The organism is Peribacillus sp. B2I2 (genome assembly GCF_041261685.1).
GTDB lineage: Bacteria > Bacillota > Bacilli > Bacillales > DSM-1321 > Peribacillus.
Genome location: NZ_JBGCCB010000001.1, coordinates 3,079,717 through 3,095,368, shown reverse-complemented (window position 1 = coordinate 3,095,368; position 15,652 = coordinate 3,079,717). Strand labels below are relative to the sequence as shown.

21 protein-coding genes are annotated in these 15,652 nt (G+C 39.4%); 13 read left to right on the top strand and 8 right to left on the bottom strand.

What is annotated here, in order from left to right; all coding sequences use genetic code 11:
* The first annotated feature begins 12 nt into the window (after positions 1–12).
* Positions 13–444: a CBS domain-containing protein gene (locus ABIE66_RS15235; RefSeq protein ID WP_289316146.1), complete on the top strand. Its 432-nt coding sequence runs from the start codon at positions 13–15 to the stop codon at positions 442–444.
* 42 nt (positions 445–486) lie between these two features.
* Here the strand turns inward: ABIE66_RS15235 and ABIE66_RS15230 are convergent, their stop codons facing one another.
* Positions 487–2,460, bottom strand: a complete 1,974-nt coding sequence (locus ABIE66_RS15230) for a S9 family peptidase (protein ID WP_370015318.1) — start codon at positions 2,458–2,460, stop codon at positions 487–489.
* A gap of 170 nt (positions 2,461–2,630) precedes the next feature.
* On the bottom strand, positions 2,631–2,951 hold the full coding sequence (locus tag ABIE66_RS15225) for a YckD family protein (protein ID WP_289316148.1): 321 nt from the start codon (positions 2,949–2,951) through the stop codon (positions 2,631–2,633).
* A 256-nt stretch (positions 2,952–3,207) separates the two neighbouring features.
* Between ABIE66_RS15225 and ABIE66_RS15220 the strand changes: the two genes are divergently transcribed.
* On the top strand, positions 3,208–3,354 hold the full coding sequence (locus ABIE66_RS15220; protein ID WP_289316149.1) for a lmo0937 family membrane protein: 147 nt from the start codon (positions 3,208–3,210) through the stop codon (positions 3,352–3,354).
* A 95-nt stretch (positions 3,355–3,449) separates the two neighbouring features.
* On the opposite strand, the gene ABIE66_RS15215 is transcribed toward ABIE66_RS15220, so the two are convergent.
* Together ABIE66_RS15215 and ABIE66_RS15210 are read right to left on the bottom strand one after the other, a co-directional pair.
* Positions 3,450–4,367: an NAD(P)/FAD-dependent oxidoreductase gene (locus ABIE66_RS15215; RefSeq protein ID WP_370015316.1), complete on the bottom strand. Its 918-nt coding sequence runs from the start codon at positions 4,365–4,367 to the stop codon at positions 3,450–3,452.
* 153 nt (positions 4,368–4,520) lie between these two features.
* The gene (locus ABIE66_RS15210; RefSeq protein ID WP_252281196.1) at positions 4,521–4,844 is read right to left on the bottom strand and encodes a catDE operon transcriptional regulator CatR; all 324 of its coding nucleotides are present in this window, start codon (positions 4,842–4,844) and stop codon (positions 4,521–4,523) included.
* A gap of 264 nt (positions 4,845–5,108) precedes the next feature.
* Here ABIE66_RS15210 and ABIE66_RS15205 point away from each other — a divergent pair, with 264 nt between their 5' ends.
* From ABIE66_RS15205 to ABIE66_RS15195, 3 genes are all read left to right on the top strand, one after another.
* The gene (locus tag ABIE66_RS15205; RefSeq protein WP_370015315.1) at positions 5,109–6,188 is read left to right on the top strand and encodes a nitric oxide synthase oxygenase; all 1,080 of its coding nucleotides are present in this window, start codon (positions 5,109–5,111) and stop codon (positions 6,186–6,188) included.
* A gap of 63 nt (positions 6,189–6,251) precedes the next feature.
* Entirely contained in the window at positions 6,252–6,521 is a 270-nt protein-coding gene (locus ABIE66_RS15200; RefSeq protein WP_370015314.1) for a hypothetical protein, read from the top strand.
* A gap of 308 nt (positions 6,522–6,829) precedes the next feature.
* A complete protein-coding gene (locus tag ABIE66_RS15195) occupies positions 6,830–7,768 on the top strand; it encodes a magnesium transporter CorA family protein (RefSeq protein WP_370015313.1) in 939 nt (312 codons plus the stop codon).
* A 30-nt stretch (positions 7,769–7,798) separates the two neighbouring features.
* Here the strand turns inward: ABIE66_RS15195 and ABIE66_RS15190 are convergent, their stop codons facing one another.
* Positions 7,799–7,990 (bottom strand): hypothetical protein, encoded by a 192-nt coding sequence (locus tag ABIE66_RS15190; protein WP_289316154.1) that lies wholly within the window; start codon positions 7,988–7,990, stop codon positions 7,799–7,801.
* Between the two features lie 98 nt (positions 7,991–8,088).
* Here ABIE66_RS15190 and ABIE66_RS15185 point away from each other — a divergent pair, with 98 nt between their 5' ends.
* On the top strand, positions 8,089–8,250 hold the full coding sequence (locus ABIE66_RS15185; protein WP_289316155.1) for a hypothetical protein: 162 nt from the start codon (positions 8,089–8,091) through the stop codon (positions 8,248–8,250).
* 135 nt (positions 8,251–8,385) lie between these two features.
* Here the strand turns inward: ABIE66_RS15185 and ABIE66_RS15180 are convergent, their stop codons facing one another.
* Complete coding sequence (locus tag ABIE66_RS15180) at positions 8,386–8,520, bottom strand: YuzL family protein (RefSeq protein WP_089363323.1); 135 nt, start codon at positions 8,518–8,520, stop codon at positions 8,386–8,388.
* Between the two features lie 98 nt (positions 8,521–8,618).
* On the opposite strand from ABIE66_RS15180, the gene ABIE66_RS15175 reads away from it, so the two are divergent.
* A complete protein-coding gene (locus tag ABIE66_RS15175; RefSeq protein ID WP_289325320.1) occupies positions 8,619–8,870 on the top strand; it encodes a YkuS family protein in 252 nt (83 codons plus the stop codon).
* A gap of 45 nt (positions 8,871–8,915) precedes the next feature.
* On the opposite strand, the gene ABIE66_RS15170 is transcribed toward ABIE66_RS15175, so the two are convergent.
* The gene (locus ABIE66_RS15170) at positions 8,916–9,371 is read right to left on the bottom strand and encodes an OsmC family protein (protein WP_289325319.1); all 456 of its coding nucleotides are present in this window, start codon (positions 9,369–9,371) and stop codon (positions 8,916–8,918) included.
* 349 nt (positions 9,372–9,720) lie between these two features.
* Between ABIE66_RS15170 and ABIE66_RS15165 the strand changes: the two genes are divergently transcribed.
* The 3 genes from ABIE66_RS15165 to ABIE66_RS15155 are packed head-to-tail and all read left to right on the top strand — an operon-like array spanning position 9,721 to position 12,057.
* The gene (locus ABIE66_RS15165; RefSeq protein ID WP_370015312.1) at positions 9,721–10,482 is read left to right on the top strand and encodes an SDR family oxidoreductase; all 762 of its coding nucleotides are present in this window, start codon (positions 9,721–9,723) and stop codon (positions 10,480–10,482) included.
* Between the two features lie 26 nt (positions 10,483–10,508).
* The gene (locus ABIE66_RS15160; protein WP_370015311.1) at positions 10,509–11,012 is read left to right on the top strand and encodes a hypothetical protein; all 504 of its coding nucleotides are present in this window, start codon (positions 10,509–10,511) and stop codon (positions 11,010–11,012) included.
* Positions 11,005–12,057, top strand: coding sequence for an alpha/beta fold hydrolase (locus ABIE66_RS15155; protein WP_370015310.1), 1,053 nt, complete (start codon positions 11,005–11,007; stop codon positions 12,055–12,057). Before ABIE66_RS15160 ends, ABIE66_RS15155 begins: the two co-directional genes overlap by 8 nt.
* A 181-nt stretch (positions 12,058–12,238) precedes the next feature.
* Here ABIE66_RS15155 and ABIE66_RS15150 read toward each other — a convergent pair whose 3' ends face one another.
* Entirely contained in the window at positions 12,239–12,838 is a 600-nt protein-coding gene (locus tag ABIE66_RS15150; RefSeq protein ID WP_289325316.1) for a nitroreductase family protein, read from the bottom strand.
* 243 nt (positions 12,839–13,081) lie between these two features.
* Here ABIE66_RS15150 and ABIE66_RS15145 point away from each other — a divergent pair, with 243 nt between their 5' ends.
* From ABIE66_RS15145 to ABIE66_RS15135, 3 genes are read left to right on the top strand one after another with little or no spacing between them, the layout of a single operon-like run.
* Positions 13,082–14,059: a ring-cleaving dioxygenase gene (locus ABIE66_RS15145; RefSeq protein WP_370015309.1), complete on the top strand. Its 978-nt coding sequence runs from the start codon at positions 13,082–13,084 to the stop codon at positions 14,057–14,059.
* A 24-nt stretch (positions 14,060–14,083) separates the two neighbouring features.
* On the top strand, positions 14,084–15,031 hold the full coding sequence (locus tag ABIE66_RS15140; RefSeq protein WP_370015308.1) for a ring-cleaving dioxygenase: 948 nt from the start codon (positions 14,084–14,086) through the stop codon (positions 15,029–15,031).
* A complete protein-coding gene (locus tag ABIE66_RS15135; protein WP_289325313.1) occupies positions 15,031–15,639 on the top strand; it encodes an alpha/beta hydrolase in 609 nt (202 codons plus the stop codon). Before ABIE66_RS15140 ends, ABIE66_RS15135 begins: the two co-directional genes overlap by 1 nt.
* Positions 15,640–15,652: the final 13 nt, after the last annotated feature.

Below are 15,652 nucleotides of genomic sequence, written 5' to 3'. Positions count from 1 at the left end.
GGAGGGATATCCTTGACTACATTAAGAGATATTATGACAACAGACGTGGACTGTTGCACTGTGGAAGATAATATATATGAAGCAGCAGTCAAAATGAAGGATGATGATGTTGGTGTCATTCCTGTATTGGAGAATAACCATTTAGTTGGTGTCATTACAGACAGGGATATCGTTATCCGCTGTGTTGCCGAGAAAAAGCCGAATTCGACTAGAATTACCGATGTTATTTCCACGGATCTTGTTACAGGCACCCCTGATATGTCAGTGGAGCAAGCTGAGGAGTTAATGAGTACTGAACAAATCAGAAGGCTCCCTATAATTGAAAATGACAAGCTGGTCGGAGTCGTGGCATTAGGTGACCTAGCTGTACACAATCAGACAAATTCAATGGCGGGAAATGCACTAAGCTCAATTTCCGAGGACAGAGATCAAATCCAACACTAAAAACGAAACTCTGTTAGCCAAAGCTAACAGAGTTTCGTTCTTTTAAAAATATTTATTGAACCATCCTTTTATTTCTTCTACATGTTGCAAGCGCATTTTTGGGGATCCGCTTCGGGATACTTCATGAGTTTCATCCGGGAAGGAAACAAGTACCGCTTCTTTATTTTGCCGTTTTAAAGCGACAAAAAATTGCTCACTCTGTTCAATGGGACAACGGAAATCCTTTTCACCATGAAGTAAAAGTAAAGGGGTATTCACATTGGCAACATATTTTATAGGTGAGTGCTGCCACAATTTTTCAGCAGAGTTAACGATATCGCCGCCTATTTCCCACTCGGTAAAATAATAGCCAATGTCGCTGACACCATAAAAACTTAGCCAGTTACTAATGCAACGCTGAGTCACAGCTGCCTTGAAACGGTTGGTATGGCCGATAATCCAATTTGTCATGAACCCTCCATAACTGCCACCGCATACCCCCAAATCTTCATGCTCAATAAAATCATACGTTGCTAAAACATGGTCAACTCCAGCCATTAAGTCCTTATAGTCCATGCCTCCATAATCGCCTCGGCATGCATTTACGAAATCTTGACCATATCCCACACTCCCACGCGGATTAGTGAACAACACAGTGTACCCTTCATTAGCCAAGGTCTGGAATTCGTGAACATAGGTATTGGCATACATCGCATGCGGACCGCCGTGGATTTCTAAAATGAGTGGATATTTTTGATTTTCATTAAAATCGGTCGGTCTCATGATCCAGCCATGGATGGTAAGTCCATCAACAGATGGAAAAGTAATGGGTTCAGCCATGGACAAATGTTTTTCCTTTAAAAAATCTTCATTAACAAAACTGATTTGTTCTTTTTCCCCATTAGTAAGGTTATAGGCAAAGAGGTCACCTGGATGAACAGGTGTACTAATCGCCACGACGGCACGATGGCTTTCGGGATCTATAGTCAGTCCGTATATATGCTGCGGATCAAGTATGGATGGATACATAGCTCCTTCAATGGAACCATAATATACTCCAGTATTTCCGTAATCGCTTATTAAAAAGTAAAAGCCTTGGCTATCGTTTGTCCATAAAATGCCTGGGTCGACTGCTCCGATTTGGAAATCCCCAATTGCGGAATCTCCAATTTGAACATCCCAACCATCGGTTAAACACTGAATCGATTGATCCAATATGGAGTACAACCAAATATTTGAAAAGGTGGCACCGGCAAAATCTTTATTATGGCCAATGAAGGAAAGGTATTCGCCATTTGGAGACCACTTCGGATCTCTAAAGAAACCTGTACTATCCGTTATCTTCTGAAGAGAGTTCGTTTCAAGGGCCATGATGAAAATATCAGAAAATAGTTCAACATCACTTTTTTCTGCATCCCCGCTTATGAATGCAATATGCTGACCGTCAGGGGACCATGCGTTCGGGTGGTGATCGATATTGTTTTCCGTTAGCAATATGGATTCGTCATTAAAAACATCCACTATTACGAGCTGCTGATATAATTGATCGAAATAACCTCTACCATCCCATTTGTACTTAATCCGGTCATACCTATGAACTTCATTGGACAAATCATTTTCCTTAACCGTATTAAGGTTTTCGCCCTCTTTTAGCCCGGTAGAAAGCAAAAGCTTGGTGGAACAAGGAGACCAAATAGGTTTGGTTACTCCGTTAACGAAATGGGTCAGCTGGCGAGCTTCCCCACCAATGCTCCCAATGATATGGACTTGCTTTTTTCCAGATCTGTCTGATATAAAGGCGATATGTTTGCCGTCCGGTGACCAGGCAGGTGATGTATCACGATTATCCCCAAACGTCCATTGCTTTGTTTCATTCGTAATCAGGCTGAACATAAATAGATTGGAAATGTATTTTTCCGTTTTTTCATCAATTCTAGTTTGGACAAAAACCGCCATGCTGCCATCCGGTGATAGCTTTGGGTCGGTCACTGATTTCAAGTGAAATAAGTCTCTTGCTGTAATACCTATTTTGTTCATCCTTTTCACCCTTTCATTTCTCATAGTTATGTATTTCGCTATAGGGAAATATAAATCCTTTAGTAAATGGTAAACGCGTAAGGTTTATTTATCAAGGACGAAAGAAATGAAAAAAAATCCGGCCATTTTATTGGACGGATTATCATGCTATATAGGTAAAGAACATAGAATCACTTATGCATGTGTCGTGTATGTGGACGGTGCGGAGGAATTTGAAAATTATGTTCTTCCATCATTTTATAATGTTTTTCAAAATGTGAAACCATTTTATCGGCTTCTTCTTTCGAAAGCGCGCCATACTCCACATATTTTTCAATCAATTTCTTTTTGTCCGCGAGTATCTGCTTTTGGATCTTGGCGATTTCCGATTTTTGAGCATCAGTGAATTGTACACTTTCCGGTTTTGTTTTATTTTCCTGTGCAGACGGGTGATCCAGGTTAACTAAGAATAGGGAACAGGCTGTTAAACAGATGACTAAAAACTTTTTCATGAATGAACGACTCCTTCTTTAGTTTTTGCCTAACTTCAAAGATCTGTAGTTCTTCCTTAAGGGGTTATCAATTGGAAGATTCCTTAATTATTTATTATCATTTACAGCATTTACAGTTTTATGTAATATTTTTGGGTTCACCCACTAAAGGGTTTGTTACAGAAAGATATGGGTAATTTAAATATAAGCTGAAAATTTTGAAGGAACTTCTCATTATGAAAGATCGAATATGAGAAGGGAAGGAAAGGAGATTATTATGCTTTGGACAATTATTGGTGCAATAATATTATTATGGGTTCTTGGTTTAGTCTTTAAAGTGGCTGCAGGGTTTATACATATCTTGCTTATCATCGCGGTCATTCTCATTCTGGTCAATGTTTTTAAAGGTAGGAAACGAATGTAGATTAATAAAAGAAGGCTTAGACAAAAAAGTTTATTAATATGAATGAAAAAGGCGGCCTGGTAAACAGGTCGCCCTTTGAATTTTCCAATAGGTTGTTAATCATAAGGAAGTGGCTGTCCCATCAGTCTCTTATGAATCCAAATAGCTGCTTGGGTCCCGTCCCCCATCGATATGGTGACTTGTTCGGAATGGGCAACAAGGTCGCCGCCAGCCCAGACTCCTTTAATATTCGTTTCTTTAGTGCGGGGATGAATCACGACATGATTGTTTTCGTTTACTTGCACACCTAATTGTAGGGCGAGGCCATTATTGAGTTTGTTCCCTTTAAATGCAGTGAATGCCTTTTCAGCTTCAATTATTTTACCAGAAACTAATTGTATTGCGGTTAACTGCTGTTTGGCATCCACATGAACCTCTACGACTTCCTCTTCAAATACGGGAATCTGGTTTTCCTCTAACTTTTCCCGATATTTATCATCAATTTTTGATTTCAAGTGATTTACGTAAATGATATCTTTTGACCAATATAGTAGAGTAAGGGCCATACCTGCACCTGTATTTCCGCCTCCTAGGACCACGGTTTGCTTATCCATGATCTCATACCCATCACAGTCAGGGCATATATAAGTGGATGTCCCAAGAGTTGGATAGATGTTTTTGATTGGAGGGATGTTATCAGTGATGCCAGTACCGAGAAAAATCATTTTTGCTTGATATTCCATGTCATTCTTTGTTTGGATAAAAAACTTGTCCTGCTTTTTTTCAAGTGATGTCACAGTATCATCGAAGAATTCGACACCGAATTTTTCTGCGTGCTGTCTGCCCAGAGTCCTTAATTGTTTGCCGCTTACCCCGTCTGGCCACCCAAGAATGTTATGGTAAGCCTTTGCTATGGAAGAGCGGCCTTGAGCAGAATCAATGACGATAATATCATGTTTATATCTTCCGAGCTGGATGGCTGCCTGAATACCGGCTATACCGCCACCAATAATAATGCAATCTGCTTGCTTCATGAATTCACCGCCCATACAATTTGGAATAACCCTAGTGTTATTCTATCTGTAAAAAATATACCACTTGTCGCAGGCGCTTAAACAAATGCAAGATATAAAAAAGGGAAAGCCCGCCAGCTGGCGACCTTTCCCCCTTTTCTTCAAATGCCTATTTCATTGATTCTGTATTGGTTCGAGCCATTCTTGTGCCCATTTTTGGATTTCGTTCATTACCGGTGCAAGAGCCTTGCCTTTTTCAGTTAAAGAATATTCAATCCTGACCGGTGTCTCTGGATATACGTCCCTTTTTACAATGCCTTCAATTTCCAAGTCCTTTAAACGTTCAGAAAGAATCCTGCCGCTGATCGGGAAGGCAGATTCAATATTACAAAACCGTTGAGGGCCATTAAGCAATTGATTGACAATCAATCCAGTCCAGCGTTTACTCAAGATTTGCATTCCTTTTTCAAAGCGTGGACAAAGTGTCGTATTATTCATCATATCACCCCATTATTATTATATTATAATGCATTTACCTCTTAGGTAACAACTTTACCGATTATTATTTAGTTACTAGAGATGTTATGGTATAAGAAATTTATAAGCTTACTTTAAGTATCAACAAAAAAATTCCGCCTCGGAATTGCCACATTTTAAAAAGATATGCTCTTTAAAAAATGTGTTCATTTAGAGATACTATGAAAAATATGTTACTTTATTATGGAAGTCAAAGTTATGCAAATGGAAGGATCCGTGGGAAAGATGAGTGATTTACTGCAAGAGGCCGTATCCTTTATCAGGACAAGCTATCCGGAATTGTTGAAAACGGAAGAAGAAATAAATGACAGGGTTGAACAAATCAAAAGGGAAATTAATGAAACAGACAGATATGAACATACATATGAAGAATTAGTATATGGTGCTAAATTAGCTTGGCGTAATAGTAATCGCTGCATCGGTCGCTTTTTTTGGGAGTCGCTGAGGGTGATTGATAAAAGGATGATTCAAAGCGAACAAGAAATTGTATCGGCTCTGTATGAGCATATCGACTTTGCTACGAATAATGGAAACATCAGGCCAGTGATTACAATTTTCAAACAGAAAGATCATGATGGAAAATTGGATATTTGGAATCATCAGCTTATTCGTTATGCTGGATATGAGACGGAAAATGGTGTAATTGGCGATTCAAGTTCAATAGAATTCACTAAGAAATGTATGGCATTGGGATGGGAAGGGAAATTTGGACCTTTCGATATATTACCCATTGTAGTCCAATTGGAAGGGAAAACGCCTAATTTTCATGAAATTCCTGAAAGTCTCGTTAAAGAAGTGCCAATCACACACCCGGAGCTTAAATGGTTCAAAGATCTTCAAATCAAATGGTATGCAGTTCCAATCATTTCTGGTATGAGGCTAGAAATTGGCGGTATTACCTATTCAGCTGCACCATTTAATGGGTGGTACATGGGAACGGAGATTGGTGCCAGAAACCTTGCTGATGAAGAACGCTACAATATGCTTCCAGCAATCGGGGAGAGGATGGGCTTGGATATTAAGCGTGATTCGACTTTATGGAAAGATCGAGCCTTGATCGAACTGAATGATGCCGTCCTACATTCATTTAAAAAACATGGAGTCAGCATTGTTGATCATCATACTGCAGCTAAACAGTTCAAGAAATTCGAAGAAAAAGAAACTTCGTGTGACCGGAAAGTAACAGGGGACTGGACATGGTTAATTCCACCGGTGTCTCCAGCTACGACGCACGTTTTTCATAAGCCGTATGACAATGAAATAATGAAACCTAATTTCTTTTATCAAAAGCCTCCATATAAATAAAGGTTTACATTAACTGGCATTGGGTATATATATATCAATCCAATAAAAAGGGGGAAGGTAATGATGGCATTAGGAAGAAACGCATTATTACTAGGAGTCGGAGTTGCCGGAGTCTCATTTTTATCAAATAAAACGAACAGAGTAAAAGTGAAGGGCATATGGTCCAATGCAAAAGATAAGACATTAAGCTGTTGGAATAGGAAGGCTTCAGAGCTAGACCCTGTAATTGAAAAGGCAGGTCACCCTGATCCATATGATCATGAAGATAATAAAATGGTGGATGAAGGCGCCATGTATGGTGTTCACTATTATAATAATGCAAAGCATGGATAATCAAAAATCGCTTGGGGATTCCCAAGCGTTTTTTTTATCCCTTTATTTTATCGGTAAAAAAACAGATAATTACGAATTTTAAACCAGGTATTCAAGGTGGTAAATTCGTTATTGTGCTTTAAAAGAATAAGGATTAAGATTAAAGAATCGAAAGGAAGTGGATACGAGTGAGCAGCAGTTCTTATGATCCTGAACCCAGAAAGCAAGAGGAAGCCGATATGATGCTAGAAGTCGAGACTGTTATTCTCCCTGAGTATCTGCTCGAAGAAGGTAAATAAGGCTTTCTCTATAGAAGAGGAGGTCAACTAATGATTGAAATCTACAAGACGGATGAAAACCGTCACCTAAATAATATCGAGGAAATGACAAAAGGTTCCTGGGTGAATATCGTCGCGCCCACTGAAGCTGAAATAAGTTATATATGCACGACTTTGAAGTTACCGATCAATTTCATGAAAGACCCGCTGGACGATGAGGAAAGGCCTCGGATAGAAAAAGAAGATGATAATGTTTTAATAATTGTTGATTTTCCATATTTGACCCGGGGCGAAGCCGACTTACCCATCTTTGAAACGATTCCCATAGGGATGATCTTTACCAAAGACTGTTTTATTACGGTATCTTTGAAAGAAACACCCATATTGGCGAATTTCAAAAACAATAAGATCAAAGGGTTTTTCACCAATAAGAAAACAAGGTTTGCTTTACAATTATTATTTGAAATTTCATCTTATTATTTACGTTATCTGAAACAGATTAACAAAATGACGAATGAAGCGGAACGTGAATTGCATCAGTCCATGAAAAATAAAGAACTGTATACTTTCTTGGCTTTGGAAAAAAGCCTCGTTTATTTTACGACATCATTGAAATCCAATCGGGTAGTACTTGATAAGATCCTCCGTTTTAATTATTTGAAAATGTATGAAGAAGATAAAGAATTACTTGAGGACGTAATCATCGAAAATGCTCAGGCAATTGAAATGGCAGAAGTGTATCTCTCGATTCTTAGCGGGATGATGGATGCATTCGCTTCGATTATTTCCAATAATGTCAATAATGCCATGAAGTTTCTAACCTCAGTGACAATTATATTGACGCTCCCGACGATGGTGGCAAGTTTTTACGGAATGAATGTGGAACTGCCATTTGAACATAATCCGTATGCTTTCATCTTTACATTATTAATTGCCATCACTTTAGCGGGGGCGACAGCATTCATTTTTTGGAAGAAAAAATATTTTTAAGATTAACCGGCTTATTAAGCCGGTTTTGTTTTATTCCTCAAAAAAATCAGCAAATCCCTCACTGTTGATCCGATCGGTATAGGGATTCTCATCATTTACATTCTTTGCATCCAAATTCGTTTTAATTACTAAACGGGGACTCTGTGAAGGTTCCCTGATGATACGGTCGTTCAACTCTTTAAAATCCGGTACATCCTTATTGCCGGGTTTGTTTGGTTCCAATAAAACCACCTCCATTAGTATCTTTGCAATAAACGATGGGGTATATTCATGAATATTCTTAGGTTTGGGAAGGATAAAGGACTGAGGAGGAGTTCATGATGACAAAATGGAATGAGCAAGCCGCTCCCGATAATAATTTAAAGGCAAGTGATTTAAACCAGGATGAAGCCGGGAGATCAAAAATGAGTTCAAAAGCCAAAGATGGGGATCACCTGAATGATCTTAAGATCCAACAGGAAATCAGAAAGCAAAATCTATAAGAAAAGAGCCTGGTCGAAAGTAAGGAAACTGGGTATGTTACATTTACATTGGATTAATCAGAGGAAAACGCTTGGCTGTTAAACCAAGCGTTTTTTGTGTAACATGTACACGGAAATCCATGATAGTTTAGGTTATCATGAACGCTTTTGCTTTTTAAGTGAAGATGGTTGAGTGAAGGAACCGGTTTCTTTCGTAGTGGTACCTTGTCCCTCTACCTGAGAAGAACCTAAACGAGTTTGTGAAGCATCTTTCTTATGTTTACCATTCATGTTTATCACCTCGATATTACTTTCCCTATTTCCTTTGCATCCTATACATATATTGAAGGTAAAAAGGACAGGTTAGAAAGTAGAGGAGGTGTGTGTTGATGTCAAAAATCGGTGTTGAAGAATCATTAACGAATATTCAGGAAGCACTTCGTGAAAAAGGTTTTGATGTTGTGGAGATTAAACAAGAAGCTGACGCAAAAAACGTGGATTGTTGTGTGGTAACAGGAATGGAAAGTAATGTGATGGGAATAAGCGATACTTCATTAAAAGCGTCTATCATAGAGGCAAATGGTTTAACGGCTGATGAAGTGTGCCGCCAGGTTGAAAATAAAGTGAACGCAATTCAATAGTTCAAAAAGTGCCTAACCCAATATAGGGTTAGGCACTTTTTCTGTTCAAGGTTGTTGTGATATGGAAATTGTCACGTTCAATTCCACCGCTACATTACCTTTGATCGCTCTTGAAATCATACAAGAAGTTTCAGCTTTTTCAGCAAGTATCCTCGCTTTTTCAGCCACTTTTTCTGATGTATCCCGTGCTAATACTAGTGTAGGGCGATGTATGATTTTCTTGTAGGTGAATACACCATTTGTAACATCCACTAAGGCTTCCGATTGCATGGTCAAGCTGTCCTTTTCTATATGGGCTCGCTCTAACATGGCAGCAAAGGTAATGATATAGCAGGTCGAGGCCGCTCCAAGCAGCATTTCATCGGGATTAGTGCCAATCCCTGGTCCCTCCATTTCCGTAGGGATACTTATCTGTGTTTGCAGATTTCCTGATTGAATCGTGCCGATATCATTTCTGCCGCCAGGCCATTCCGCGGTTAAATGAAAGTGATGTAACGTCATATTTTTAACCTCCTTACTATATCTAATAGTGTAAACGATTAAACAGGTTATGTATTCGATTTTGCTCGAAAGTGTTGAATCGTCGAATTAAGATTCCAAATGGCCGAAAAAAGTGTCGATCTGTTCGGATAATCTCCGAAAATGCCGAATAATGTGCCCGATCGGTCGAATTTCTCACAAACGACGAAAAAAATTACAGGGTGTCGAGTTAAGATTGGTCAAACAAAAGGCAGAGGCATTAGGCTATTTTAAGCACCATATTGGATAGGCTTTTCTATAATAATATAGATTAGTTATATAAATAATAATTCATTACGGAAGGGCTGAAAAGTTGACTACTTTGAGTAATATGTTCGATTTGACTAATAAAACGGCAATCATTACCGGTGGCGGTAGGGGACTGGGCAAACAAATCGCCATGGCGTTGGGGGAGGCAGGAGCTAATATAGCCATTGCCTCACGAAATCTTCCTTTATGTAAAGAGGTATGCGAACACTTGCAATCAATGGGGATTAAGGCAGTTGCCTTTGAATGTGATATCACGAAAGAGAGTGATATTGATCATGTGGTACAGGAAACGGTTGCCCAATTCGGTACGATTGATATTCTTGTCAATAATAGCGGCACGTCCTGGTCAGGGCCGCTATTTGATCTTCCCAAGGATAAGTGGGAAAAAGTATTGAATGTAAATGTTACAGGTACTTTCCTGTTTTCGCAGGCTGTAGCGAAGATCATGAAGCAGCAAAATTCCGGAAAAATCATAAATATTGCATCTGTGTCGGGTCTTGGCGGGACGTTTCCAGAGCTATTGGATACCATAGCTTATAACACCAGTAAGGGTGCCGTCATTACATTGACTAAGGATTTAGGGGTAAAGCTCGCTAGGTACGGTATCCAAGTCAATGCGATAGCACCTGGATTTTTCCCGACTAGGATCACAAAGAATATTCTTGAAAAGTCCAACTATGACATATTAGGTAAAACTCCTGCAGGCCGGTTTGGCAATGATGATGATTTAAAGGGAGCTGCCGTATTTTTAGCCTCAAAGGCATCTGACTATATGGTTGGTCATGTTTTGATCATTGACGGGGGAATATCGGCAGTAGTATAAACGGAGGAGAAGGAAGGAAGATATATATGGCGGAAAAATCAAATTTTTTAAAAGGACTTAAACTGATAGGCACACAAAAAGAGCAGCAGCTGAATGATAAAATTAAGGATTTGCTAAATAATCGTGAGTTAATAGAAAGAATAAGCGATAATGCACAAATGCAGATTCCAAGAATAAATAGGATGCAGGAAGAATCAGAAAGAATGTCCATCATTATGAATTATCCAACAAAAAAAGATGTGGCGAGTGTAGCGAAATTAATCATCCAGCTCGAAGAAAAGATTGATAGGTTAGAAGAGCTGGTCTATACACTTGTTGAGGATAGAGAAGGGACTGTCAAAGGTAATTCTTCATTACACAATAAACGGAATGCCAATTCATCGCGCAGTATGAAAAAGAAATCAAGATTGGAATCCAATGAAATGGAAGGGAGTAAAAAAAGGATATCGGATTTTATAAATAAATCTTTATTGTTAAGTGCACAGTTGCCTGAGTTCGATTCAATTGGACAGGGGAATTCAAATGGCTAAGCGGAAAGTGCAAAAAAATCAATCCGAATCCATAACTAAATGGAAACATTTAATGGATATTCCCAATCAGCCAATGCCTGAAGTGGGACTGACGCCGAAAATAGCGGTGTGGAAAAAAAATAAATCAACGCTTTGGTATTATCCGTCAGCACAAAAAAAATATGATGTACCGGTTTTTCTTATATATTCACTAATCAATACTCCTTTGATTCTTGATTTGTCCCCAGGGAATAGTTTAATAGAATCTTTTGTAAATGAAGGTTTTGATGTGTATTTGCTTGATTTTGGAAGCCCGGGCTTTGAAGATGGTGAAATATCGATCGAAGATTATATCATCGATTATATTCAAAAAGGGGTGCAGCGTGCATTACGCAACTCTGGAGCATCAGAAATTACAGTTATGGGATTTTGCCTCGGCGGTACAATAGCCGCAATATATGCTGCCATTGCAGACGAGCCAATCAAGAATTTGATCCTCTCCGTTACACCGGTAGATTTCAGTGCCTCAGAATTTTTTGATAAATGGCAGGAAGCGTTAAAGGAAGGTACCGCGAATTTTGACGAGACGATCGATATTTATCAAACGATCCCAGCCAGTGCAGTCAAATATGGAATCCGGTTAATTACATCTCCAATCTATTTATCACCCTATTTATCTTTATTGAATCAAGCGGATGATGAGGAATACGTCCAAAATTGGCGCCGTTTCAATGCTTGGGCTAATGGGCATGTACCATTATCCGGAGCAGCCGCAAAACAAATAACCAAAGAACTTTTGATAAAAAATAGCTTGGTTAATGGTGGTTTCAAGGTAAGGGGAAAAAAAGCGAAGCTATCAAAAATTGATGCTAGTGTTTTGGTCATAGCTAGTAAGTATGATCGATTGGTCCCACAGGAAATGATTTATCCGGTAATGGAGCATTTAAAATGCAAGGATAAGACATTCAGTCTACTGAAAAGTGGACATGCTGCAAAACAATATTCGGGTGAACTCCCATCTTATTTGAAGGAATGGCTACCAGGGCGTTCTTCCCCAATTCAATAGGTTACTAGGGGGGTGCGAAATGTACGTTTTGAACGACAATGAGTATAATAAAATCATGCCGGTTGTAGAATTTATGGGCTTTGCGTCATTGATATTTTCAAAATTCTTTGCGACTTTCCCAGATTATTAAAGTGAAATAAAAGTATGGGCTGGCTCAGTATGTAGAGCCGGCCCTAATGTATTATTGATAATATTTCACTCGTTCTTCAAGTGGTGAGACGTCTTTATCGCCAGGCTCTGCAGTGGGTCTTCCAAAAGGCATCTGTGCGATGAGTTTCCAATCGCTTGATATATCCCATGTCTTTCTCACCTCGTCATCGATTAAAGGATTATAATGCTGAAGACTTGCACCAAACCCCTCAATTTCCAAGGAAGTCCATACGACAAATTGTAAAATGGCAGATGATTGGTTAGACCAAATCGGGAAGTTTTCGGCATACGTTTTGAATTGTTCTTGAAGCCTTTCTAAAATGGCCTGATCTTCAAAGAATAAAACCGTACCATAACCATTTTTAAATGACTTCATTTTTTCTTCCGTTTTTTCAAAATCTTTGTCACCGACTGCTTTTCTTAATGTTTCTTTTGTGATATCCCATAATTGGTCGTGGCTTTTCCCGGTTAAAACAATCACTCTTGCACTTTGTGAGTTGAAAGCGGAAGGGGAATATTGAACGGCATGATCGATAACTTCCTTAATCCTTTTATTAGGGACGACACTTTCCTTGCTAAGGGAATAATATGAGCGCCTATCTTCAATTGCACTTGAAAAATCTTTAGCCATATATCACACCTCCATTAATTATACCGACTTATTTTGACCTGATATTATTATTTTATTAAGTGAATGGTTTGAAATATTTGAATCAGGAATGGTTGACAAATATATAAATGTCGTTTATCTTTAATTCAAGATATTTTTATTAAAAGTGTTGTGTATAACAGATTAGATACCTCGAATTCGAGATATTATTGGCGGATAATTCATCTCCTTAAGGGGAGATTTATAAAGATAGGAGTGGTACGGATGGAATTAAAAGGATTACATCATGTTTCGGCGATTACAGCTAGAGCGGGAAACAACTTTGAATTCTACACGAAAGTATTAGGGATGCGATTAATCAAAAAAACGGTGAATCAAGATGATATTCGGGTGTATCACTTATTTTATGGAGACCAAATTGGTTCACCGGGAACGGAACTGACGTTTTTTGAAATTCCCAATGCTGCCCGCACTCATGAAGGAAACAATAGTATTTCAGAAATTTCTTTACGGGTGAGGGATGATGAAGCACTCGAATATTGGAAAAAACGGTTTGTGGAATCCAAGGTTGATCATGATGAAATATCAACCCGTTTTCAAAGGAAGGTTCTTTCTTTTAAAGATCCTGAAGGGCAAAGGCTTCTTCTTGTTTCCGATCAGGATAATAAAGGCGTTCAAGGAGGGTTACCATGGGATGGAAGCCCGGTACCGCAAGAGTTTTCCATAATAGGATTAGGACCAGTTAAACTTACTGTACCCAATATTGAACAAACGCAAAGCGTTCTTACCGAAGTATTGGGGTTCAGGAAATCAGGCACATACCCATCCTCAATTAGGGGGCAAAATCCGATTGTCGTTTACGAGACAGGTGAGGGAGGAACAGGAGCGGAAGTCCATGTCGAAGAAAGGAATGACATTCCCCGAGAACGATTGGGGAGAGGCGGAGTACACCATGTTGCCTTCCGGGTGGATAATGAAGTAGAACTGAGAAAATGGATAGAGAAAATTAGTGAATCGAAATTCGTGAACTCGGGATATGTGGACCGCTTTTATTTTCGTTCACTATATTTTAGGGAGCCGAATGGCATATTATTTGAACTAGCGACTGATGGACCTGGTTTTGCAGTGGATGAAGCAGAGGAGCACCTAGGTGAGAACCTCGCACTGCCACCATTTTTAGAATCGAAAAGAAAAGATATTGAATCGAATTTAAAACCCCTGAATACTAAATCAACAAATTAATCAAAGGGAAAGGAAGTAATCGGCATGCGAAAGCAAAATGCAGGAATACATCATATAACCGCAATTGTAGGCAATCCTCAAGAGAATGTGGATTTTTATGCTGGAGTATTAGGAATGCGTATGGTGAAGAAAACCGTTAATTTTGATGATCCAGGCACCTATCACTTATATTTCGGAGATGAATCAGGTTCACCGGGTACTATCATCACTTTCTTTCCTTGGCCTGGGGCATACCGAGGGACAATTGGCTCTGGACAAGTGGGGATTACGACATATGCCATTCCGGAAGGTTCAATGGGCTTCTGGGAAATGCGTTTGGGTAAATTTAATATAGACTTTGAAAAGTCATCACGTTTCGGTGAGGAATATCTGAAATTCCAAGACCCACATGGTTTACAACTTGAACTGGTTGAGCGTAAAGAAGGTAAAAATAGCGAGTGGTCATTCGGCGGTGTACCAGCTGATAAGGCGGTCAAGGGATTCGGCGGTGCTGTATTATTTACGTCAAAACCGATCAAAACGATGGAAATATTAGAGGAAGTGATGGGCCTTCAAAAGATCGGGGAAGAGGACGATTTCATCCGCTTCAAATCCACATCGGACATCGGAAATTTAATAGATGTTAAAAAAAACGTTTTGCCAAATGGGAAAATCGGAGTAGGAACTGTCCATCATCTGGCATGGCGTGCAAGCGATAATGAAGATCATAAAGAATGGAGAGAACATATCAGTAACAATGGCTATGGCGTGACCCCATTTACAGACCGTCAATACTTCGATGCCATTTATTTCCGGGAAGATGGAGGCATACTCTTTGAAGTTGCCACAGATCCACCTGGCTTTGCTCATGATGAGACGAAGGAAACGATGGGTAGTAAATTGATGCTGCCGCCATGGCTGGAAGAAAAAAGGGGAATCATGGAGAAAACGTTACTGCCGGCAGTGCCGAGAGTACTAGAGGAGGATAAATGATGAAGCATATTTTTCAAAAAGGAAGTAATCCAGAAGCTCCGTTACTTTTGCTTTTACATGGTACTGGAGGAACGGAAACAGATCTCTTGCCATTATCGGAAATGGTTTCACCGGGTTCATCCGTATTGAGCGTACGGGGAAATGTACTTGAAAACGGAATGCCTCGTTTTTTCCGCCGGTTAGCTGAAGGGGTTTTTGATGAAGAAGATTTGATTTTCCGTACGAATGAGCTTAATGACTTCTTGGAACTAGCGTCCGGACAATATGACTTCGACCGTGACAGAGTGGTAGCATTAGGTTATTCTAATGGTGCAAATATAGCGGCAAGTTTGATGTTCCATTTCGAAGGGGCACTACAAGGAGCGATTCTTCATCATCCAATGGTGCCTAGACGCGGGATTGCTATGCCGTCACTCTCAGAAATACCTGTATTTATTGCTGCAGGTAAAAACGATCCGATTTGCCCGGCAGAAGAAACGGATGAACTTAATCAACTTTTATTGCAAGCTGGTGCTTCGGTGGAAGTTCACTGGGAAAATTACGGTCATCAGTTAACACGTTCAGAGGTCGAGGCAGCAGGTTCATGGTTTCATAAGAACTTTATATAAGAATGAAAGAGGG